Origin of the sequence: Serratia sp. 1D1416 (assembly GCF_003641105.1) — a bacterium.
GTDB classification, from domain to species: domain Bacteria; phylum Pseudomonadota; class Gammaproteobacteria; order Enterobacterales; family Enterobacteriaceae; genus Serratia; species Serratia ficaria.
The window spans coordinates 3,243,098-3,263,458 of the sequence record NZ_CP032738.1; the positions used below are offsets into that span (position 1 = coordinate 3,243,098).

General features: G+C 59.6%; 19 protein-coding genes and 1 pseudogene. 10 read left to right on the forward strand and 10 right to left on the reverse strand.

Going from position 1 to position 20,361, the window contains the following annotated elements:
- Positions 1-28 precede the first annotated feature (28 nt).
- Positions 29-1,174 (reverse strand): PLP-dependent aspartate aminotransferase family protein, encoded by a 1,146-nt coding sequence (locus tag D7I37_RS15720; protein WP_061798531.1) that lies wholly within the window; start codon positions 1,172-1,174, stop codon positions 29-31.
- Between the two features lie 12 nt (positions 1,175-1,186).
- Complete coding sequence (locus D7I37_RS15725) at positions 1,187-2,554, reverse strand: cystathionine beta-synthase (RefSeq protein WP_129543975.1); 1,368 nt, start codon at positions 2,552-2,554, stop codon at positions 1,187-1,189.
- Positions 2,555-3,020: 466 nt separating this feature from the next.
- On the opposite strand from D7I37_RS15725, the gene D7I37_RS15730 reads away from it, so the two are divergent.
- A complete protein-coding gene (locus D7I37_RS15730; protein WP_061798533.1) occupies positions 3,021-4,226 on the forward strand; it encodes a serine hydrolase in 1,206 nt (401 codons plus the stop codon).
- 49 nt (positions 4,227-4,275) lie between these two features.
- Here D7I37_RS15730 and D7I37_RS15735 read toward each other — a convergent pair whose 3' ends face one another.
- The 4 genes from D7I37_RS15735 to deoC form a co-directional block, all read right to left on the reverse strand.
- Positions 4,276-5,643 (reverse strand): L-serine ammonia-lyase, encoded by a 1,368-nt coding sequence (locus D7I37_RS15735; RefSeq protein ID WP_061798177.1) that lies wholly within the window; start codon positions 5,641-5,643, stop codon positions 4,276-4,278.
- 92 nt (positions 5,644-5,735) lie between these two features.
- A complete protein-coding gene (locus D7I37_RS15740) occupies positions 5,736-7,034 on the reverse strand; it encodes an HAAAP family serine/threonine permease (protein WP_061798175.1) in 1,299 nt (432 codons plus the stop codon).
- 957 nt (positions 7,035-7,991) lie between these two features.
- Entirely contained in the window at positions 7,992-8,756 is a 765-nt protein-coding gene (gene deoR / locus D7I37_RS15745) for a DNA-binding transcriptional repressor DeoR (protein WP_061798173.1), read from the reverse strand.
- Positions 8,757-8,901: 145 nt separating this feature from the next.
- Positions 8,902-9,582: a deoxyribose-phosphate aldolase gene (gene deoC / locus D7I37_RS15750; RefSeq protein WP_095096697.1), complete on the reverse strand. Its 681-nt coding sequence runs from the start codon at positions 9,580-9,582 to the stop codon at positions 8,902-8,904.
- Between the two features lie 202 nt (positions 9,583-9,784).
- On the opposite strand from deoC, the gene rbsK reads away from it, so the two are divergent.
- Genes rbsK through D7I37_RS15765 form a run of 3 tightly spaced genes read left to right on the forward strand, consistent with a single transcriptional unit; the run spans position 9,785 to position 13,072 of the window.
- On the forward strand, positions 9,785-10,714 hold the full coding sequence (rbsK, locus tag D7I37_RS15755) for a ribokinase (protein ID WP_061798169.1): 930 nt from the start codon (positions 9,785-9,787) through the stop codon (positions 10,712-10,714).
- Position 10,715: 1 nt separating this feature from the next.
- Positions 10,716-12,059, forward strand: a complete 1,344-nt coding sequence (fucP, locus tag D7I37_RS15760) for an L-fucose:H+ symporter permease (protein WP_129543976.1) — start codon at positions 10,716-10,718, stop codon at positions 12,057-12,059.
- Positions 12,059-13,072 carry an aldose 1-epimerase family protein gene (locus tag D7I37_RS15765; RefSeq protein ID WP_061798164.1) on the forward strand — a complete coding sequence of 338 codons (1,014 nt, stop codon included), beginning with the start codon at positions 12,059-12,061 and terminating at the stop codon, positions 13,070-13,072. The genes fucP and D7I37_RS15765 overlap by 1 nt, the downstream gene beginning before the upstream one ends.
- 37 nt (positions 13,073-13,109) lie before the next feature.
- On the opposite strand, the gene ybjG is transcribed toward D7I37_RS15765, so the two are convergent.
- The gene (gene ybjG / locus D7I37_RS15770) at positions 13,110-13,715 is read right to left on the reverse strand and encodes an undecaprenyl-diphosphate phosphatase (RefSeq protein WP_061798163.1); all 606 of its coding nucleotides are present in this window, start codon (positions 13,713-13,715) and stop codon (positions 13,110-13,112) included.
- Between the two features lie 5 nt (positions 13,716-13,720).
- Positions 13,721-14,455: a phosphatase PAP2 family protein gene (locus D7I37_RS15775; protein ID WP_061798161.1), complete on the reverse strand. Its 735-nt coding sequence runs from the start codon at positions 14,453-14,455 to the stop codon at positions 13,721-13,723.
- Positions 14,456-14,610: 155 nt separating this feature from the next.
- Between D7I37_RS15775 and D7I37_RS15780 the strand changes: the two genes are divergently transcribed.
- The 4 genes and pseudogenes from D7I37_RS15780 to D7I37_RS15795 all read left to right on the forward strand — a co-directional run.
- Positions 14,611-15,456: a 5'-methylthioadenosine/S-adenosylhomocysteine nucleosidase gene (locus D7I37_RS15780; protein WP_129543977.1), complete on the forward strand. Its 846-nt coding sequence runs from the start codon at positions 14,611-14,613 to the stop codon at positions 15,454-15,456.
- A 140-nt stretch (positions 15,457-15,596) separates the two neighbouring features.
- A complete protein-coding gene (gene eco, locus D7I37_RS15785; RefSeq protein ID WP_129543978.1) occupies positions 15,597-16,109 on the forward strand; it encodes a serine protease inhibitor ecotin in 513 nt (170 codons plus the stop codon).
- Positions 16,110-16,230: 121 nt separating this feature from the next.
- A complete protein-coding gene (locus D7I37_RS15790) occupies positions 16,231-16,623 on the forward strand; it encodes a hypothetical protein (RefSeq protein WP_095096706.1) in 393 nt (130 codons plus the stop codon).
- Positions 16,624-16,657: 34 nt separating this feature from the next.
- Positions 16,658-16,834: pseudogene (locus D7I37_RS15795) on the forward strand (immunity protein Tsi6 family protein); the annotation flags it as partial.
- Positions 16,835-17,100: 266 nt separating this feature from the next.
- On the opposite strand, the gene D7I37_RS15800 reads toward D7I37_RS15795, so the two are convergent.
- Entirely contained in the window at positions 17,101-18,789 is a 1,689-nt protein-coding gene (locus tag D7I37_RS15800; protein ID WP_073970309.1) for an aspartate:alanine antiporter, read from the reverse strand.
- A gap of 316 nt (positions 18,790-19,105) precedes the next feature.
- On the opposite strand from D7I37_RS15800, the gene D7I37_RS15805 reads away from it, so the two are divergent.
- The gene (locus tag D7I37_RS15805; RefSeq protein WP_129543979.1) at positions 19,106-19,495 is read left to right on the forward strand and encodes an inner membrane protein YbjM; all 390 of its coding nucleotides are present in this window, start codon (positions 19,106-19,108) and stop codon (positions 19,493-19,495) included.
- Between the two features lie 42 nt (positions 19,496-19,537).
- On the opposite strand, the gene D7I37_RS15810 is transcribed toward D7I37_RS15805, so the two are convergent.
- Positions 19,538-19,801, reverse strand: a complete 264-nt coding sequence (locus D7I37_RS15810; RefSeq protein WP_061798151.1) for a GrxA family glutaredoxin — start codon at positions 19,799-19,801, stop codon at positions 19,538-19,540.
- Positions 19,802-20,043: 242 nt separating this feature from the next.
- On the opposite strand from D7I37_RS15810, the gene D7I37_RS15815 reads away from it, so the two are divergent.
- The gene (locus tag D7I37_RS15815; protein ID WP_129543980.1) at positions 20,044-20,358 is read left to right on the forward strand and encodes a YbjC family protein; all 315 of its coding nucleotides are present in this window, start codon (positions 20,044-20,046) and stop codon (positions 20,356-20,358) included.
- The last annotated feature ends 3 nt before the right edge of the window (positions 20,359-20,361 follow it).

A 20,361-nucleotide genomic window follows, 5' to 3' on the forward strand; every position in this document is an offset into this window, starting at 1 on the left:
CCGGGCTTGCGCATCTTTCGCCTGCGGGTTACTCCGCCAGCGCCTGTTGCAAATCGGCAATCAGGTCTTCCGCATCCTCGATCCCCACCGACAGCCGCAGCAGCTGCGGGGTAATGCCGGTCTTCAGCCGCTGCTCCAGCGGGATCGAGGCATGGGTCATGCTGAACGGCTGGCCGATCAGGCTCTCCACGCCGCCCAGGCTCTCCGCCAGGGTGAACAGCTTCGAACGTTTAATCACCCGGCGCGCATAGGCGTCGTCGCCTTGCAAGCGCACCGAGATCATGCCGCCGAAGCGGCTCATCTGCCGCGCCGCCAGCGCATGCTGCGGATGGCTCGGCAGGCCCGGGTAGTAAACGTTTTCCACCTGCGGCTGGCTTTCCAGCCACTGGGCGATGCGCAGCGCGCTGTTGCTGTGGCGCTCCATGCGCAGCGCCAGCGTGCGCATGCCGCGCAGCGTCAGGAAGCTGCTGAACGGATCGAGGATGCCGCCCACCGCGTTCTGCAGGAAGCCAAGCTGCTCCGCCAGCGCCGGGTTGTCGCCCACCGCCGCCACCCCGGCCACCACGTCGGAATGGCCGTTGAGGTATTTGGTGGCGGAGTGCACCACCAGGTCAAAACCGAGCTCCAGCGGGCGCTGAATATACGGCGAGGCGAAGGTGTTGTCCGCTACGCTGATCAGCCCGCGCCGTTTGGCGATCGCCGCGATGGCGCGCAGATCGGCCAGCTTGAGCAGCGGGTTGGTGGGGGTTTCCACCCAGATCATTTTGGTGTCCGGCTCGATCGCCTGCTCCAGCGCGGCGATGTCCGCCGGCGCAACGTAGGTGACGCGCAGGCCGGCGGTGCGGCTGCGCACCTTTTCCAGCAGGCGATAGGTACCGCCGTACAGATCGTCGACCGCCACCAGATGGCTGCCCTGATCGAGCAGCTCCAGCACCGTCGAGCAGGCCGCCAGGCCAGAGGCGAAGGCGTAGCCGCGGCTGCCGCCCTCCAGTGCGGCGATGGCGCTTTCCAGCGCGGTGCGCGTCGGGTTGGCGCTGCGCGAATATTCATAGCCGGTATGCTCGCCCGGCGCCGGTTGGGCGTAGGTGGAGGTGGCGTAAATCGCCGGCATCACGGCGCCGGTGGCGTCGGGGGTGTAACCTGCGTGAACGGTCAACGTATCAAACTTGGCCATAACGGATCCTTATTAACGTAATTTTTGGCGCCAGGCGTTAAGCACGTCTGTGCGGGTGATCAGGCCGAGGAAGCGCTCGCCGTCGAGCACTACCGCGACATGGCCGTGGTTGAAAGTGGCCTGCAGGTCCCGATAGCCGGCCTCTTTTTGCAGCGTGTCGACCTGTTGGGTCATGGCGCTGCCGGCAGGCAGGCTGAAGTGGGCGGCGTCCGCCTGCACGGCGTTCAGCAGATCCCATTCGTCGATCAGGCCGACCACCCGGTCGCCCTCCAGCACCGGCAGCTGCGAGATGTCGTACAGCCGCATGCGGGCGTGCACGATCGCCAGCGTGTCTTCCGGCGAGACGGATACCGCGGCGCCTTCGTCGTGGCGGTAGGCGATCAGATCGCGCAGATCGCCGTGCTGCGGCTTGCTCAGCAGCCCCTGCTCCAGCATCCAGTGGTCGTTATACATTTTAGACAGGTATTTGTTGCCGCTGTCGCAGACGAAGGTCACCACCCGCTTGGGTTCGGTCTGCGCGCGGCAATAGCGCAGCGCGGCGGCCAGCAGGGTGCCGGTGGAAGAACCCGCCAATACGCCTTCCTTGCGCAGCAGGTCGCGCGCGGTGGTGAAGGCTTCAGCGTCGCCGATGCGGTAAGCGTTACGCACCTGGCCGAAGTCGCTCAGCGGCGGGACGAAGTCCTCACCGATGCCTTCCACCAACCAACTGCCGGCTTCGCCAATCTGGCCGTTGTCCAGGTAGTCCGCCAGGATCGAGCCGGCGGGATCGGCCAGCACGAACTCGGTTTGCGGGGAAACCTCGGCGAAATACTGGCTCAGCCCGCCCAGCGTGCCGCCGGAGCCGACGCCGACCGCGATGGCGTCCACCCGATGGTCCATCTGCCGCCACAGTTCCGGTGCGGTGGTGTTGGCATGGGCCGCCGGGTTGGCCGGGTTGTTGAACTGGTCGATATAAAAGGCGCCGGGGATCTCATCCGCCAGGCGTTTGGCGTAATCCTGATAATAGGCCGGATGGCCCTTGCCGACGTCCGAACGGGTCAGCAGCACCTCCACGCCCAGCGCGCGCAGGTGGAAGATCTTCTCGCGGCTCATTTTGTCCGGCACCACCAGCAGCAGCTTGTAGCCTTTCAGCGCCGCCACCAGCGCCAACCCCAGGCCGGTGTTGCCGGCGGTGGCCTCAATGATGGTGCCGCCCGGTTGCAGGCGGCCGTCGCGTTCGGCCTGCTCGATCATCGACAGCGCCACGCGATCCTTGATCGAACCGCCGGGATTCTGGTTTTCCAGTTTGACGAACAGCCGGCACGGGCCGGTATCGAACTGGGTCAGCTCCAGCATCGGGGTGTTGCCGATCATATCGATGACGGAAAGGGGGATTGCCATGACTCATCTCCAGGATAATTCGGTTTAAAAACCGTTGTATGGATGATAACTCTGTGAATGAGCGCATCAAAAAGAACAAATAACCGTCATATATGCATTTTTGGAATATATTAAGCTGGTTTGGACGTAAAGAAGCATAGATGTTTGGCGGTGCGGAAGTGTGGCCGTTTAGCCGTGAGCGGTATAAGAAATGTCCGTTAAGGCGCTTTTTTAAGCCAGATCTGGGAGCCAGCGTACAGTTATGTAAAAATGCTGAAAATTCACGCTAAACCCTGCAAAAATAAGATAAATCACATAAACTCACAGCAAGGGCATTTTCGGTGCGCTGTTCACCCGTTACGGGCGCCGCAGGGAATTCGCGGTGGGCACAAGCGCATCGGGCCACTCTCGCTGGTTGGCTGAAAACGTGAACATGTTTGAAAGTTAACGCTATTTCAATGATTTGAATGGACACTCTGGCGACGTCATGATGAAAAAAAACTTATCCACCTCCCTTAAAAAACTGACCTTCAGCGTTGGCATCCTGTTGTTGGCCGCACCCGCCGTACGCGCGGCGGAACCGCCGGCACCGCCGCAGGTAGACGCCAAAGCCTTTGTGCTGATGGACTACAACAGCGGCAAGATCCTGACCGAAGGCAATCCGGACACCCGTCTCGATCCCGCCAGCCTGACCAAGATCATGTCCAGCTACGTGATCGGCCAGGCGATCAAGGCCGGCAAGATCAAACCGGAAGATTTGGTGACCGTCGGCAAAGACGCCTGGGCGCCCGGCAATCCGGCGCTGCGCGGCTCCTCGCTGATGTTTGTCAAGCCGGGCGATCAGGTGCCGGTGCTGGAGCTGAATAAGGGCATCGTGATCCAATCGGGCAACGACGCCAGCATCGCGTTGGCGGACTACGTGGCGGGCAGCCAGGATTCGTTCGTCGGCCTGATGAACAACTACGCCAAATCGCTGGGGCTGCAGAACACGCATTTCCTGACGGTGCACGGTCTGGATGCCGAAGGGCAATACAGCACCGCGCGCGACATGGCGCTGCTGAGCCAGGCGCTGATCCGCGACGTGCCGGAAGAATACGCGCTGCATAAAGAGAAAGAGTTCACCTTCAACAAGATCCGCCAGGTGAACCGCAACCGCCTGCTGTGGAGCTCGAACCTCAATGTCGACGGCATCAAAACCGGCTACACCAGCGGCGCCGGGCATAACCTGGTGGCTTCGGCCACCGATGGCCCGATGCGCCTGATTTCGGTGGTGCTGGGCGCGCCGAGCGACCGCATCCGCTTTAGCGAAAGCGAAAAGCTGCTGACCTGGGGTTTCCGCTTCTATGAAACCGCCACGCCAATCAAGGCCGACAAGCCGTTCGTCACCCAGAAGGTGTGGTTCGGCGACGTCGGTGAAGTGCCGCTGGGCGTCGCCAAAGACGCCTCGGTCACCATTCCGAAAGGGCAGATGAAAAACCTGAAGGCCAGCTACAAGCTGAACCAACCGGCGCTGGAGGCGCCGCTGGCCAAGAATCAGGTGGTCGGCACCATCGATTTCCAGCTGGATGGCAAAACCATCGAACAGCACCCGCTGGTGGTGATGCAGGAAGTGAAAGAGGGTAACTTCTTCAGCCGCATTTGGGACATGGTGATGATGAAGCTGACCCAGTGGTTCGGCGGCATCTTCGGTTAACCACTCGGTTAATGCAGAATGAAAAGGGCGCCCCGCGGCGCCCTTGTTGTCAGTTGCAGGCCACCACCTTGATCGCCAGCCCGCCCTGCGAGGTCTCGCGGTATTTGGCGTTCATGTCCTTGCCGGTCTCGTACATGGTTTCGATCACCTTATCCAGACACACCCGCGGCTCGCTGGTGCGGCGCAGCGCCATGCGCGCGGCATTGACCGCCTTCACGGCGGAAATCGCGTTGCGTTCGATACAGGGCACCTGAACCTGGCCGGCCAGCGGATCGCAGGTCAACCCCAGATGGTGCTCCATGGCGATCTCCGCCGCGATGCACACCTGCGCCGGGCTGCCGCCCATCAGCTCCGCCAGGCCGGCGGCCGCCATCGAACAGGCGACGCCCACCTCGCCCTGGCAGCCCACTTCGGCGCCGGAAATGGAGGCGTTCATCTTGTACAGCGCGCCGATCACCCCGGACGCCAGGAAATAGCGGCTGTAAGAGTTGGGGTTAACCGGGCGGATAAACTGGTCGTAGTAGGCCAGCACCGCCGGGATGATGCCGCAGGCGCCGTTGGTGGGCGCGGTCACCACGCGGCCGCCGGCGGCGTTCTCTTCGTTGACCGCGAAGGCGAACATGTTGATCCAGTCGACCACGTTCATCGGATCGATGTTGTTCTTGTCGCCGGTCACCAGAATGCGCCGCAGGGCCGCGGCGCGGCGCTGCACCTTCATCGGGCCGGGCAGCAGGCCCTCGGTATTCATGCCGCGTTCGATGCCGGCGCGCATCACCTGCCAGACGTCGGCGAAGTGGGCGTCTATCTCGGCCTTGCTGCGCAGCGCCAGCTCGTTTTGCATCACCAGGCCGGACAACGACAGGCCGGCGTCCTTGCAGTGCTGCTGCAGATCGCGAGCCGATGCGAACGGATAGGGCACCGGCTTCGCATTGCCGGCGGTCTGGCCGAAATGCTCTTCATCGACGATGAAGCCGCCGCCGGTGGAATAATAGGTCTTGCTGTGCAGCAGGCGTTCGCCGGCGAAGGCGCGGATGCGCATGCCGTTTTCATGCAGCGGCAGATTGTCGCGGTGGAAATTCATGCCGCCCTGCGGCGGGAAATCCACTTCGTGGCAGCCGTTGGCCAGCGGCAGGCGGCCGCGCTGTTCAACGTCGCGGATAAAGCCCGGGATGCTGTCGATGTCCACGTCGTGCGGCAGGTTGCCCGCCAGGCCCATGATAATGGCGATATCGGTGTGGTGGCCCTTGCCGGTCAGCGACAGCGAACCGTAGACGTCGACCACCACGCGGGTGGCGTCCATCAGCTGTTGGTGAGCGATCAAATCGTCGATGAACTGTTTGCCGGCTTTCATCGGGCCGACGGTGTGGGAACTGGATGGGCCGATGCCAATTTTGAAAATATCGAAAACGCTGACCATAGTCTCGCCTCCTTCTTCAGGTGTCAGGCGGTTAATACGGGAAATGGGGCGGTGCGGGAGGGCCGGCGCACGGGGGCGCCGGCCGGGCGCGATTAGCCGATCAGGCTGAACACGATAGCGGAGATGGCGATCAGGCCCATCACCACCACGAACAGGTTGCTGATGTGGCCGCTGTACTTGCGCATGGCGGGCACTTTACGGATGGCGTACATCGGCATCAGGAACAGCAGCATGGCGATGATTGGGCCGCCCAGGGTTTCGATCATGCCCAGGATGCTTGGGTTCAGGGTGGCGACGATCCAGGTGGTCACCAGCATGAAGATGGCGGTCATGCGGTTCAGCTTGTCGGTGCTGACGGTTTTGCCGCGGCTCTTCATCGACTTGGCCACCAGGCCGTTGAAGCCTTCACGGGCGCCCAGGTAGTGGCCCAGGAAGGATTTGGTGATGGCGACGAAGGCGATGACCGGCGCGATGTACTCGATCATCGGGTTGTTAAAGTGGTTGGCCAGGTAAGACAGGATCGAGATGTTCTGCGCCTTGGCTTCCGCCAGGTTTTCCGGCGACAGGCTCAGCACGCAGCTGAACACGAAGAACATCACGGTCAGCACCATCATGATGTGGGCGTAAGCCAGAATGCGCGAACATTTCTTCTCGGCGTCCGGGCCGTATTCTTCACGCTTGGCGACGGCGAAGGCGGAGATGATCGGCGAGTGGTTGAAGGAGAACACCATGACCGGGATCGCCAGCCACAGGGTCATGATCAGGCCATGGCCCATGCCGGTGCCGGAACCTGACAGGGAGACGTTTTCGAAGATGGCGCCGGTCCAGTTCGGGATCAGGTACAGGGCCAGCAGCATCAGCACCGCGACGAACGGGAACACCAGGATGCTCATGGTCTTCACGATGGCTTGCTCGCCGAAGCGCACGATGGTCATCAGGCCGACGATCAGGATCAGCGACAGGATGGCGCGCGGCGGTGAGGTCATGCCCAACTGGTGGGTAATGAAGCTGTCGACGGTGTTGGTGATCGCCACGCTGTACACCAGCAAAATCGGGTAGATGGCGAAGAAGTACAACAGGGTAATCAGTTTGCCGGCGCTGATGCCGAAATGTTCTTCCACGACTTCGGTGATGTCTTCGCCGGGATTTTTGCCGGACAGAACGAAGCGGCACAGGCCGCGGTGGGCGAAGAAGGTCATCGGGAAGGCGATGATGGCCATGATGATCAGGGGAATCAAACCGCCGATGCCGGCGTTGATGGGCAGGAACAGCACGCCAGCGCCGATGGCGGTGCCGTACAGGCCCAGCATCCACATGGTGTCCGTTTTACGCCAGGTACTGGTGGAGCCAGAAGCCGCAGAGGCAATAGTGCCGGTCTGTGTAGTGTCCATAAATATCTCCGAAGTGAACACGATAATTTAAAATAAAAACAAAGCTTAAGGTTAAAACCGCCCAACGCGATATTCAGAAGGCGTCCAGCGGTAAGAATCGGGTGTTGCTTGCGGGGATAGTTGGCGTCCCCCTGGTTGTTTGGCGTGGGTCATCCTTGGCACAGCGCCGGATAACGCACTAAAAAGACCTTTGCGAAAAAGTCGTTACTGCTGCCGATGGGTCTTTGCCCGCCGATTTTTGTTGGCGGCAAGATAACGATTTACAGTAGAAACAACCGTGATCCTGCTCTCAAATGCGTAATCTGTGCGGTTATCTGCTTTTTTATCGATTTTCCACGCATATGTTGCGCATTTGTGTAATATTTTGTGCTGAAATCGCTCTGGCGACGGCTATTGGGTTTATCCGGCGTGTTCAATAAATAACCAGACAAAACGCTATGCTCAGCAACAAGCCGAGCAATATATTTTATGCGTGGTTTGGGATCTAGCTAAAAACCCGGATTAAGCAGTTTTAGTGATGTAGATCACATTGTTGTTTTAACTCAAATAATATCTAATGTTATGTTTTTTAATGGTTTTATTTTAAATCTCGCTTAATAACGCAGGTAAACTAATTCGTACTTAAGCGGATAAAAATGCTTAACCATTCATCATATGAATAAGATGATTTGGCGCTATTTGATGCCGGCAGGTTAAACCTCTGTTGAGATTAACCCCGCGCCGCTCGGCGCCATTGATCATATAACAGCCGGCCGCAGCGGTTAATTCAGGCAAATAAACGCCGGTTTGCCCGCAGTGCGAATAATAACCTGGGGAAGCTGTTGCATTTTATTAACCTGATGTTGCGTGCGGATAAACCAAAACGGCGAACCGACTGCGCATTATTTGCACAATATTGCCGGGTACTGAGGGGGAAAAGGTGGGGACATCGCCGTCGAACGCCGACGGCGGCGGGAGTCAGAATCGAATGGCGATGGCGTTTTCGCTGAAAAACGCCGCGAATTCGGCATCCGGTTGGCGATCGGTAATCACCCGATCGAACCGAGTCAGCGGGCCGATGCAGGCCGGCTTGGTTTTGCCGAACTTGCTGTGATCGGCCACCAGGATCTTTTGCTGCGCCATCGCCATGGCGCGGTGCTTCATCTCCAGCTCGTCGAAGTTAAAGCAGGTGGCGCCGTGCTGCAGGCTGAGGCCGGCGGCGGAGATAAAGGCGATGTTCGGGCAGATGTGGTCCAGCTCGTTGTGCTGGCCGACGCCGGTGAAGATATAGTTGTTCGGCTTGAACTCGCCGCCGCACAGGATCACCTTGCAGTTGGGTTTGTCCTGCAGCGCCAGAAAGGTATTCAGCGAGTGGCATACCGCGGTGAAGGACAGCTCGTCGGCGATGGCGTCGATGATCGCCGGGGTGGTGGTGCCGCAGTCGAAAAACACCGTGTCGTTTTCGTTGATCAACGGGGCGGCCAGCAGGCCGATGCGGCGTTTTTCCGTGACCTGTTTGGCCTTCTGATCGGAGACGAAGTAGTTGGTTACCCCATTGCTGCGCGGGTCGGTCACCACATAGCCGCCGAGCAGCACCACGGCCGCCGGCTCGGCGCTGAGATCGCGGCGGATGGTCATTTCCGATACGCCCAACAACGCGGCGGCTTCCTTGAGGTGGATCTTGTCGGCGCGTTTTAACGCCTGCACTAACCGGTTGATACGTTCTTCGCGCCGCGTTTCCATCTGTCCGTCTTCCCACAGGTTTAAGAGATAAAAAGAGTGCGTGCTGCCGTTATTCGGGGCTATATGCAACGATGCGGGGCAATATCGGGCCGCCTGCGCCGCCCGTATTGTCCCGCATCAGATTATCTCGGCGCGCTTCAGGCTATCAGTAGCTGCCTGCCGCCGCCCGGTCGCCAGAAACGATGGCCACGCCTGAGCTGGTGCCGATACGCGTGGCGCCCGCGTTGATCATCTTCTCGGCGGTCGCGCGATCGCGCACGGCGCCGGAGGCTTTCACGCCCATCTCGCTGCCCACGGTGGCGCGCATCAGTTTGACGTGCTCTTCACGAGCGCCGCCGGTGCTGAAGCCGGTAGAGGTTTTGACGAAGGCCACATCGAGTTCGCGACACATTTCACAAACCTGAACGATCTGCGCATCGCTGAGCAGGCAGGTTTCCAATATTACCTTCAACGGGATCGCCGCGCAAACCTCACGCACTGCGGCGATGTCGGCTTTCACTTCGTCCAGCAGGCCGCTTTTCAGCCAGCCGACGTTGATCACCATGTCGATTTCCTGCGCGCCTGCGGCGATCGCCGCCTTGGCTTCGAACGCCTTGGCGACGGTCAGGCCGGCACCCAGCGGGAAGCCGATCACCGAGCACACTTTCACCGCGCTTTCCTGCAGCAGGTGCGCCGCCAGCGGCACATAGCCGGAGTTGACGCATACCGCATAGAAATTGTGCTGCTGCGCTTCTTCACACAGCTTGGCGATTTGCGTTTCGGTGGCGTCCATCGCCAGCAGGGTGTGATCGACATAGCTTGCGTAATCAATGTTTTCGGTAGTCATCTCGGTTCCTTAGTGAGGTGTTGACCCATCAGGTTGTGATTAATGTGAGAATAATAACATTCATCGTCGCGCAAACATAGCTTGTTTTACCGTGCAACGGCGTGGGCATTGTTGGGATCGATGTCACAGCTATCACATGCGGCGGTTGATAATGTTATTTAACTAACATTAGATGTTCAAAAAGACAACAGGGGAAAGCAGCATGGATATCGCAGTAATCGGCTCGAACATGGTGGATTTGATTACCTACATTGACCGGATGCCGAACGCCGGCGAAACGCTGGAGGCGCCGGCGTTTGAAATCGGCTGCGGCGGCAAGGGCGCCAACCAGGCGGTGGCCGCCGCCAAACTCGGCGCCAGCGTAATGATGGTGACCTGCGTAGGGGACGATGTGTTCGCCGACAACACCGTTCGCAATCTGCAGCAGGCCGGCGTGGATACCCGCCATGTGAAAAAAGTGACGGGCGTTTCCAGCGGCGTGGCGCCGATCTTCGTCGACAGCGCCTCGCAAAACCGCATTCTGATCGTCAAAGGCGCCAACGACCGGCTGCTGCCGGCGGATATCGAACGCGCCGCCCCGGCGTTGCAGGCGTGCCGCTTGATGATCCTGCAGCTCGAGATCCCGCTGGAAACGGTGTATGCGGCGATCGACTTCGCCCGCCGGCAGCGCATTGCGGTGATCCTTAACCCGGCGCCGGCGTCGCGCGAGCTGGATATCGCCTATGCCTGCCAGTGCGACTTCTTTATACCGAACGAAACCGAGCTGGAGATCCTGACCGGCATGCCGGTGGACAGCGAAGAAAATATCCTGCGCGCCGGCCGCACGCTGCTGGAGAAAGGGCTGCGCAACCTGATCGTCACCCTCGGCCAGCGCGGCGCGCTGTGGCTGACCGGCGATCGGGTGGAGCATGTTGCGTCGCTGCCGGTGAAGGCGGTGGATACCAGCGGCGCCGGCGACGCCTTCATCGGCTGTTTCGCCCACGAATACGTGCGCCACGGCGAGGTGCTGCAGGCGATGCGCCAGGCTTCGGCCTATGCCGCCTACAGCGTTACCGGCAAGGGGACCCAGCGTTCCTATCCCGATGCATCGCAGTTTCTCGATTTTATAACCGCCCAGCAGCAAGGAAAATGACATGCGCCATCATACCGTTCAGCAGTCCGACGGCTATCTCGACAGAACGCCGCTGTTTCAGTTTATTTTGCTTTCCTGCCTGTTCCCGCTGTGGGGGTGCGCCGCCAGCCTGAACGACATTCTGATCACCCAGTTCAAAAGCGTGTTCGAACTGAGCGACTTCGCCAGCGCGTTGGTGCAGAGCGCGTTTTACGGCGGCTACTTCCTGATCGCCATTCCGGCTTCGCTGGTGATCAAGAAAAGCAGCTACAAGGCGGCGATCCTGATCGGCCTGACGCTGTATATCGTCGGTTGCATGCTGTTTTATCCGGCGTCGCATATGGCGACCTACACCATGTTCCTGGCGGCGATCTTCGCCATCGCCATCGGCCTGAGCTTCCTCGAAACCGCCGCCAACACCTACAGCTCGATGATCGGCCATCGCGACTACGCCACGCTGCGGCTTAACGTCAGCCAGACCTTCTACCCGGTGGGCGCGCTGATGGGCATCGTGCTGGGCAAATACCTGGTGTTTCAGGAGGGGGACAGCCTGCAGGCGCAGATGGTGGGTATGTCGCCGGAGCAAATTCACCAGTTCCGTTTGACGATGCTGGAGCATACGCTGGAACCGTACAAGTACCTGATCATGGTGCTGCTGTTGGTGATGCTGCTGTTTCTGCTCACCCGCTACCCGCACTGCAAACCGCAGAACGAGCGCGGCGAGCGGGCGGCGGGGCCGGCGCTGGGTGAAACCCTCAGATACCTGGCCGGCAACGCGCGCTTTCGCAAGGGCATCGCCGCGCAGTTTCTGTATGTCGGCATGCAGGTGGCGGTGTGGTCCTTCACCATCCGGCTGGCGCTCAACCTGGGCGCATCCAACGAGCGCGATGCCGCCAACTTTATGATCTACAGCTTCATTTGCTTCTTTATCGGCAAGTTCGTCGCCAACTTCCTGATGACGCGGTTTCGCGCGGAAAAGGTGCTTATCGCCTATTCGCTGCTTGGCGTAGCGACGCTGGCCTACGTGGTGCTGGTGCCGAGCTTCACCGCCGTTTACGCCGCGGTGTTCGTCAGCGTGCTGTTCGGGCCCTGCTGGGCCACCATCTACGCCGGCACGCTGGACACGGTGGACAACAAATACACCGAGGTGGCCGGGGCGATCATCGTGATGTCGATCGTCGGCGCGGCCTTCGTGCCGGCGCTGCAGGGCTATGTCTCCGATCACCTGGGCTCGATGCAGCGGGCGTTCGGCGTGTCGCTGCTGTGCTTCGCCTACGTCGGCTTCTATTTCTGGGGAGAGCTGCGGCATAAACGGCGCGATGCGCGCCAGCCGCTGGCCGACAGCGAATCGATGGGGGGGCTGTGATGAAAGCGATTATCGCCCTGATCCCCGAGCAGTTCGGCGCACAGCCGCGCGAGCTGTACCGCTGCGGCGAGTTTCGCGTGACCGCGTTTCGCTATGACAGCGGCATCGCCGCGCTGAAGCTGGCCAACGGCCGCGGGCATCTGACGGTGCTGCCCTATTACGGCCAGATGGTGTGGGACGCCGAGTTCGACGGCCATCAACTGAAGATGGAAAACATGTTCAGCCAGCCGCGCCGGGGGGAGAGCATCATCGACAGCTACGGCTGCTTCGCCTTCCATTCCGGGTTGCGGCGCAACGGCTGCCCGGCGCCGGATGACGATCACCCGCTGCACGGCGAGATGCCCTGCGCGGCGATGGACCGCGCCTGGCTGGAGGTAGAGGGCGATACGCTGGCGATCGGCGGCAGCGTGGAGTATGTGAAAGGCTTCGGCGACCATTATCTGGCGCAGCCGCGGGTGCGGCTGACGGCGGGCAGCGGGCAGTTCGGCATCGAGATGCGGGTAACCAACCTGGCCAGCGTGGCGATGCCGCTGCAGTACATGTGCCATATGAACTATGCCTATGTGCCGGGCGCCACCTTTCGGCAGAACCTGCCGGGATCGGCGCTGCAGCTGCGGGAAAGTGTGCCGGCGCACGTGCAGCCGACGCCGCAGTGGCTGGCGTACACCCGGAAGCTGGCGGAGCGGGGCCACGGCCTGTGCGAACTGAACGAGCCGGAATGTTACGATCCGGAGATCGTGTTTTTCGCCGACGAGCTGTCGCAGTACGTCGATCAGGCGGAGTTCTTTATGCTGGCGCCGCAGGGCCACCGTTTCGTGACGCGTTTTTCCACCGCGCAGTTCAACTACGGCACGCGCTGGATATTGCACAACGGCGATCAGAAAGTGGCGGCTTTTATCTTGCCGGCAACCTGCCGGCCGGAAGGGTATCTGGCGGCGAAACGTGCGGGAAGCCTGCTGATGCTGGCGGCGGGGGAAACGCGAGAGTTTTGCGTCACCACCGGCGTGGTGTGAAGCACAGGGGCGGCAACGCCCCTGTGGCCTGCGAGGGTTATTCTTTTACCCAGCCTTTGCGGATGGCGAAGGCGAACAGGAAACGGTACAGGCGCGCCAGCCGTTCGGCGATGGCATCGCCGAACAGGTTCCATACCAGCTGGGCGAACAGGCAGCCGACCAGGCCGAGCAGGAAACCGCCGACCATGTCCAGCGGCCAGTGCACCCCGAGATAGACGCGTGACCAGGCGATGCCCGCCGCGACGATCATCAGCAACACGCCGGACCATACCCGGTGCCAGAACAGGAACGCCAGCGCAAAGGTAAAGATGGCGGTGCCGTGATCGCTGGGAAAGGAGCTGTCCGGCGCGTGCGCCAGGAAGGTATAGCCGACGCCGGCGACGAACGGCCGCTCGTGCGGCAGCAGCATGCCGATCGTGGAGGAGGCCAGCATGGCGAACAGCAGAGCGATTGTCGTCTTGGCCACCACTTCGCGTTGCGAAACCAGCTGGCTTTGCGGCCCCCACAGCCACAGGCCGACGATCAACAGCGGCACGATGGCGATCAGATCGCGCGCCAGAAAGGTGGCGAAGTCGATCAGCCACTCGGGGGACGCCGGGGTCGCATTGATCCAGGCGAAAAGAAGATAATTCAACTGCTCCATAACCGTTACCTCGTCTTGCGGTGGAAATAGCCGCTAACCGTCCAATAAATAGCCAACTGGCTCAACCAAACCCACCAACCCGCCCACAGGTTATGGGTAAGAAAATGTGCCCCGCGCATCACCTGGCCAAAGCCCATCAGCATGCCGAGCGCGACGCCGCCGAACCAGCACCAGTAAGCCAGGCGCGGGCGCTGCGGATAAAACAGGAAGAACAGCGCCATCACCGCAAAACCGCTGGAGGCGTGGCCGCCGGGGAAGCAGCGGCCGGGCCCCGGCATTGCCGGCACCGTGCCGAACAGCGGGTAAGACATCGCTTTGCCGCCGTATTCGATCAGATCCCAGGGGCACGAATGCGCGCTGGTGGCCTTGAGAATGCCGACCACCAGCGGGCCGATGCCGATCAGCAGCATGCTGACGATCAGCCGCGGGCTGCGACGGTAGATGCCCCACAGCAGCGCCGGCACCGCGCCGGCGATCACCAGCTGCTTCAGCAGGCGGTGGTTGATCAGATCCAGCCAATAATTGTTCTGCCAGGGAAAATGCCCGCTGGCGGGGTCAAACCAGTCATTGCTGATAGCCCAGTCCAACTGCTCGCTGCGCGACAGCCAGAGGAACAGCAACCCGCTGACCAACAGGCCGAAAACGTGCCAACGGTAAAAGGATGCCGGTAAGGAGTAAAGGGCAGTTGTCTTAATTTGCGGTGTCGTTGAGGATTGATTTAATGAAGGTTTTGGATCCACGTGCGGGCTCGCTGGCAGAGTTGAATCCGGCTACTGTAATCATTGCGCCTTAAGAAAACCTTAATCCGCCGCCGCCGTCGGCCAGAGAAAGGCATATCCGCGGCAGCGGCTTTCGGCTAAGGTAATCGTTTGCTTTTTATCGGGATGATGTGGTGATGAAGAATAAAACGATCGTTTTGCTGTTGGCCGCCAGCGGCGCCGTCTTTTCTCCCCTGAGCTTTGGGCAGCAGCGGGCCGCCGGGCCGATTGTGGTGCAGGGGGCGATGCCGGTCGAGGCCGAACGTTTCGCCCAACGGTTGGAAAACCCGCGCGAAGAGCAAGTTGGCGGCTGGCGCTTCTGGCATGGCACCGTCGACGGCTACCCGGTGGTGGTTTCCGAAACCCTGAAGGGCATGTCTAACGCGGCGGCGGCTACGGCGATCGCCGCCACCCGTTTTCACCCGGTGGCGATCATCAACCAGGGCACCGCCGGTGGCCACGATCCGGCGCTGAAGGTTTACGACATCGTGCTGGGCAAGTACTCGGTTAACCTGGGGGCGTTTAAAACCCCGGCCAAGGCGCAGGGAGAGGGCAGCGATTCGCGCCAGTGGCGGCCGATGGACCTGCTGGCCTCTAAAGGCAGCGCCGGCGAGGACAAGAACGCCCACAGCATGCGCCAGTTCCCGGCGGACGGGCCGTTGCTGGCGATCGCGGAAAGCGTGAAGGGCCGCTATAAGCAGGGCCGGGTGGTGGAAGGGGTGATCGGCTCGGCAGACGTGTGGAACAGCGAACTGGACCGCATTCGCTACTTCCGCGACAGCTACCATACCTCGGTTGAAGAGATGGAGACCGCCTCCGCAGCGCAGATCGCCGCCGCGTTCAATATTCCGTTCGTCGGCATTCGCGTGCTGTCGAATAACATCACCAACCAGGGCAAATACGATCCGCAGACCGGGCTGGCGTGCCAGGATTATGTCTATCAGGTAGTGAAGGCTTATGTCGCCCGCGCGGCCGCCAAATAACCCATTGCTCCAGCCAATCGGCAATATCAGGCGATTGTCACTGATTATCGCCCATTGTAAAGAAGATTAAACCTGTGGCAGGGCTGGCTGTAGTGTATTAGTTTATAGGCGGATTATTTGATAAATCGTAGGGATAAAACATGAACAAGGCATCCGTTGTATTTTCCGGCCTGCTGATGGCCGCTTCCGCCAGCGCCATTGCGGCTACCTCTGCAGACGACGCCGACATCAGCAAACAACCGCTGGAAAAGGTCGCGCCTTACCCGAAAGCCGAGAAGGGCATGAATCGCCAGGTGATCTACCTGCCGAAGCAAGAAAACGAAGAAAACTACCAGGTTGAGCTGCTGATCGGCAAAACCCTGGAAGTGGACTGCAACCGCCACATGATCGGCGGCACGCTGGAAAGCAAAACTCTCTCCGGCTGGGGCTACGACTATCTGGTGCTGGAGAAGCTGTCTGAACCGGCTTCCACCATGATGGCCTGCCCGGACAACACCAAAACGCAGAAATTCATCGCCGCCAACCTGGGCGACGCCGCCATGCAGCGCTACAACAGCCGCCTGCCGATCGTGGTTTACGCGCCGAAAGACGTGGAAGTGAAATACCGCATCTGGAAAGCGGAAGACACCATCAAGCAGGCAGAGCAGAAGTAAACCTCCGGTGAGGCCGGGGATCGCCCGGCTTCACAATACGCCTTCCTTATCCGTTTCCGCGGTTGCAGCAGCGGCGTTTTCAGTTTTTTATAGGTCTCGGGATCCACCAGAGAGCCAGTAGATGGAACTGTTATTCACAAAAGCCTTTGTGGCGCTTGGCATCGTATTTATCCTGCTGTTTTTAGCCTGCATCATGATGTTTATTAAGCATGAAATTTGCTACCGGCAGATTGTCGAACGCTATCTTGACGCCGGGCTGTTTATGCCGGGCTACCTCCAATTTCTTACTCGCACCGGTTTTTTCGGCAGCTTTCCCGTGGTGTTCTTTTTTAGACAAATTATGGCGGAGAAGAACGTTAAAACGGCGCCGGGTGAATATTTACCTGAGGCCTGCTATGCGTTCTTCCGCAGTCAACCTGCTGAAGCGTTAGGATGGATGAGGGTGTACAGCGCCGGATATGGGGGGTTGATCGCGGTATTTCTGGCGTTGGTCGGGATGTCTTTTGTGGCATAAGGGGGGGACGTTGCGGGAACAGCTAATTATCTATACAAAAGAGTTCGAAGCAACAGATCCTATATTCGAAGATCGTTTAGGTGATGCTTTTTATATCGCCTCACAGATAAGAAGAGGTCTCAAAGTAAAGTTACCTCATCAAGTAGACCCAAATTTTCAAAATACACAGCAACAACTACGTGCCGAGTTTCCCGACGACTACGAGGAGTAAGGACAAAGTGCCGTTGAACAAGCTAACTTGTCGCCGGCTGGTAACCTCATGATTTTCATCTTATTTTTTTATAATGCTATTTTCGCATGGCAACAAAAAACCCGATAATCTTGAACCTAAAAGGCGGGATTATCGGGCTCCACAAATTGGGGACATCAAAGAAAAGCAGTGGCACTAATTCAGACTGCCCCCGACAACGAAAGTTCTCGGCGGCGACAAAAAAATCAAAATATTTTTAGCGCCAAATCATCGCCGCTGCTTATCGGTTATCCCGCTATCCCCGGCCACAGCACCACGATCAGCGAACCCGCGAGGGTTAACAATACGTTAGCGATGGCGTAGGTGCCGGCGTAGCCCAGCGCCGGGATGTTGCTGCGCGCGGTGTCGCTGATGATCTCCATCGCCGGCGCGCAGGTGCGGGCGCCCATGATGGCGCCGAACAGCAGGGCGCGGTTCATGCGCAGCACGTAGGCGCCGAACAGGAAACAGATGATCACCGGCACCAGGCTGACGATCAGCCCGGCGATCAGCATCTGGCCGCCGACCGCACCCAGGCTGTGGCCGATGCCGGCGCCGGCGCTCAGGCCTACCCCGGCCATAAACACCATCAGGCCGAATTCTTTCACCATGTTCAGCGCGCCCTGCGGGATATAGCCGAAGGTCGGGTGGTTGGCGCGCAGGAAGCCGAGCATGATGCCGGCCATCAGCAGGCCGGCGGCGTTGCCGATGCCGAACGAAAAGTTGCTGAACTGAATGGTGATCTGGCCAATCAGCAGGCCGATGATGAAGAAGGCGCAGAACGCCAGCAGGTCGGTGACCTGGCTGTGGATCGAGATAAAGCCGATCTTCTCCGCCACGCTCTTCACTCGGCGCGCGTCGCCGCTCACCTGCAGCACGTCGCCCTTGTTGAGCACGATGCTGTCGTCGATGGGCATTTCAATCTGGCTGCGGATCACCCGGTTGAGGAAGCAGCCGTGGTCGGTCAGCTTCAGCTGGCTCAGGCGTTTGTTCACCGCGTTGCTGTTCTTTACCACGATCTCTTCGGTGACGATGCGCATGTCGAGCAGGTCGCGGTCGAACACTTCCTTGCCGTTGCGGAAGCTCGGATCCAGGCGGGCATGGGCATCCGGGTAGCCGACCAGCGAGATCTCGTCGCCCACCTGCAGCACCGCGTCGCCGTCGGGGTTGGCCAGAATGCCGTTGCGGCGGATGCGTTCAATGTAGCAGCCGGTCTGGCGATAGATACCCAGCTCGCGCAGGTTCTTGCCGTCGGCCCAGGCCACCAGCTCCGGGCCGACGCGATAGGCGCGGATCACCGGCAGGTATACCTTGCGCTGGCTGTCGGTGTCCAGGCCACGTTCGCGGGCGATTTGCTGGGCGGAGGTCGACAGGTCCTGGTGCTGCAGCTTCGGCAGATAGCGCGCGCCGAAGATCAGGCTGACCAGGCCAATCAGATAGGTGAGGGCGTAACCGAGGCTCAGATGGTCCTGGGCCGCCAGCAGCGCCGGGCCGTTGACGATGGTATTGCGCAGCGTATCGCCGGCGCCCACCAATACCGGGGTCGAGGTCATCGAACCGGCCAGCATGCCGGCGGTCAGGCCGATGTCCCAGTGGAACAGTTTGCCGAGGCCGATGGCGATCACCATCGCCGAGCCGACCATCACCAGCGCCAGCATCAAATAATTTTTGCCGTCGCGGAAGAAAATAGAGAAAAAGTTAGGGCCGGCTTCCACCCCTACGCAGAAAATAAACAGCATAAAGCCGAGATTCAGCGCTTCGGTGTTAATGGCGAAGTGTTGCTGGCCGAGCAGCAGCGAAACCACCAAAACGCCAATGGAATTACCGAGTTGAACGGAACCCAGACGGACCTTACCGAGGCACAGCCCCAGTGCGAGTACCACGAACAGTAACAGAATGTAGTTACCGTTTAACAAACTAGCGACGTTTATGTTCACGGAGGATAACTTATTGTTTACCAGTAAGTGCTTGATTTGGATAACTATAAGATATAAATTCAGCCATAAAATGACTTCATAAATAACTCACCAGCGGAAGGCGATTCGAACCATCGATCGGCGGCGTTTATTCTAGTCGCTCTGACGCGTGACAGCCAGCATATAAAGCTGATTTCCTGCGCCGTCGGCCGCATTTAACTCTCTTTTGACCAAGGAAAAAGTTCAGTTCAGCGTTGCCGGTGGACGGCGAGGCGTCACTCATGGTGACAAGGCTGATTTCTATTGATGTGGTGATTTGGCAAGGGGGAGATTTCGCATGGCGGGTTATCGATATTGGCTGGGCATTTCAAGCTGTTTTCTGCTGTTCAGCCTGGTGTTCCTCGGCCAGCAGAGCGGCATGTTCGGCAGCACCGATCATGAGCATCACGGCGATCCCGGGCTGCTGCTGTTCGTCATTCCCGGCGCCATCGCCAGCTACCTGTCTAGCCGCAAACGCCTGCTGTGCCCGCTGCTGGGCGCGCTGTACGCGCTGCCGCTGTGCCTGGTGATCCGTCATTTCTGGCTGACGCCGTCCTCTTCGTTCTGGCAGGAACTGGCCTACGCCACCAGCGCGGTGTTCTGGTGCGTATTCGGCGCGATGCTGATGCTGTGCGCCCACGCGCTGCTGCAGGCGCTGCTGCAGCTGCACCGCGGCGAGCGGCCATAAAAAAAGGCGCCCTAAGCGCCTGTTTGTCGTTCAGCCTGCGGCTTACTGGAACAGATTCAGATTTTCTTTGGCGTAGGCTTCGAAATCAGTGCAGCCGCCAATGTGTTTCTCATCCAGGAAGATCTGCGGCACGGTTTCCACCGGCTTGCCGACGGTTTTTTCCAGGTCGGCCTTGGTGATGCCTTCGGCGTGGATATCCACATAGCGGAAGTTGAAATCGTCGCGCTCTGCAGTCAATTTTTCCGCCAACTCTTTAGCACGGACACAATAAGGACAACCCGGACGCCCGAAGATTACTGCAAACATGCAACGCTCCTTAATTTGATATTCGATGAATTACTCGCAATCGCAACGACATTCTGTCAGCCCCAAAAGACCCGAACCTGCCCATCGCCTGCGTTAATGCCGTTTACTATGCCCGTTGAGCTGATGAAAAAAAAGCAGGAATTACCTGTTAATCTGATTCATATAACCAATTAGCCTGCTGGGGCTGTCGTGGCCGGCGGGAATTCACTACACTGGGGGCAGAGCCTCTGGAGAAGAAAAATATGCGTTCATTCGGTGACTTACCGCGCACGGTACTGGTGTTGGAAGGGCTGGGCATGGTGCTGCTGGTGCTGGCCTATCTCAGCATTCACGGCCACCTGCAGCTGCCGGGCTGGCTGGCGTCGCAGCAGGCGGCGGTCGGCATGATCTTCCTCGGCGTGGCGATGATGGTGCCGGCGGCGGCGTTTCTGGTGTGGCGCGTGGTGCAGGGGTTTGGCCCGCTGATGCGCGGCGGCCTGCCGCCGGAGCACGATCGCCATAAGCCGCAGGACGGCGACAAACCGAACCATCATCGGGACCGCGATCCGCGCGCCTGAGCG

Coding starts and splice junctions, on each gene's coding strand:
- fucP (WP_129543976.1), top strand. CDS start 10,716: ATGCGCCATCATACCGTTCAGCAGTCCGACGGCTATCTCGACAGAACG.
- deoR (WP_061798173.1), bottom strand. CDS start 8,756: ATGGAAACGCGGCGCGAAGAACGTATCAACCGGTTAGTGCAGGCGTTA.
- ybjG (WP_061798163.1), bottom strand. CDS start 13,715: ATGGAGCAGTTGAATTATCTTCTTTTCGCCTGGATCAATGCGACCCCG.
- D7I37_RS15790 (WP_095096706.1), top strand. CDS start 16,231: ATGGAACTGTTATTCACAAAAGCCTTTGTGGCGCTTGGCATCGTATTT.
- D7I37_RS15805 (WP_129543979.1), top strand. CDS start 19,106: ATGGCGGGTTATCGATATTGGCTGGGCATTTCAAGCTGTTTTCTGCTG.
- rbsK (WP_061798169.1), top strand. CDS start 9,785: ATGGATATCGCAGTAATCGGCTCGAACATGGTGGATTTGATTACCTAC.
- eco (WP_129543978.1), top strand. CDS start 15,597: ATGAACAAGGCATCCGTTGTATTTTCCGGCCTGCTGATGGCCGCTTCC.
- D7I37_RS15815 (WP_129543980.1), top strand. CDS start 20,044: ATGCGTTCATTCGGTGACTTACCGCGCACGGTACTGGTGTTGGAAGGG.
- D7I37_RS15730 (WP_061798533.1), top strand. CDS start 3,021: ATGATGAAAAAAAACTTATCCACCTCCCTTAAAAAACTGACCTTCAGC.
- D7I37_RS15810 (WP_061798151.1), bottom strand. CDS start 19,801: ATGTTTGCAGTAATCTTCGGGCGTCCGGGTTGTCCTTATTGTGTCCGT.
- deoC (WP_095096697.1), bottom strand. CDS start 9,582: ATGACTACCGAAAACATTGATTACGCAAGCTATGTCGATCACACCCTG.
- D7I37_RS15720 (WP_061798531.1), bottom strand. CDS start 1,174: ATGGCCAAGTTTGATACGTTGACCGTTCACGCAGGTTACACCCCCGAC.
- D7I37_RS15725 (WP_129543975.1), bottom strand. CDS start 2,554: ATGGCAATCCCCCTTTCCGTCATCGATATGATCGGCAACACCCCGATG.
- D7I37_RS15780 (WP_129543977.1), top strand. CDS start 14,611: ATGAAGAATAAAACGATCGTTTTGCTGTTGGCCGCCAGCGGCGCCGTC.
- D7I37_RS15765 (WP_061798164.1), top strand. CDS start 12,059: ATGAAAGCGATTATCGCCCTGATCCCCGAGCAGTTCGGCGCACAGCCG.
- D7I37_RS15740 (WP_061798175.1), bottom strand. CDS start 7,034: ATGGACACTACACAGACCGGCACTATTGCCTCTGCGGCTTCTGGCTCC.
- D7I37_RS15735 (WP_061798177.1), bottom strand. CDS start 5,643: ATGGTCAGCGTTTTCGATATTTTCAAAATTGGCATCGGCCCATCCAGT.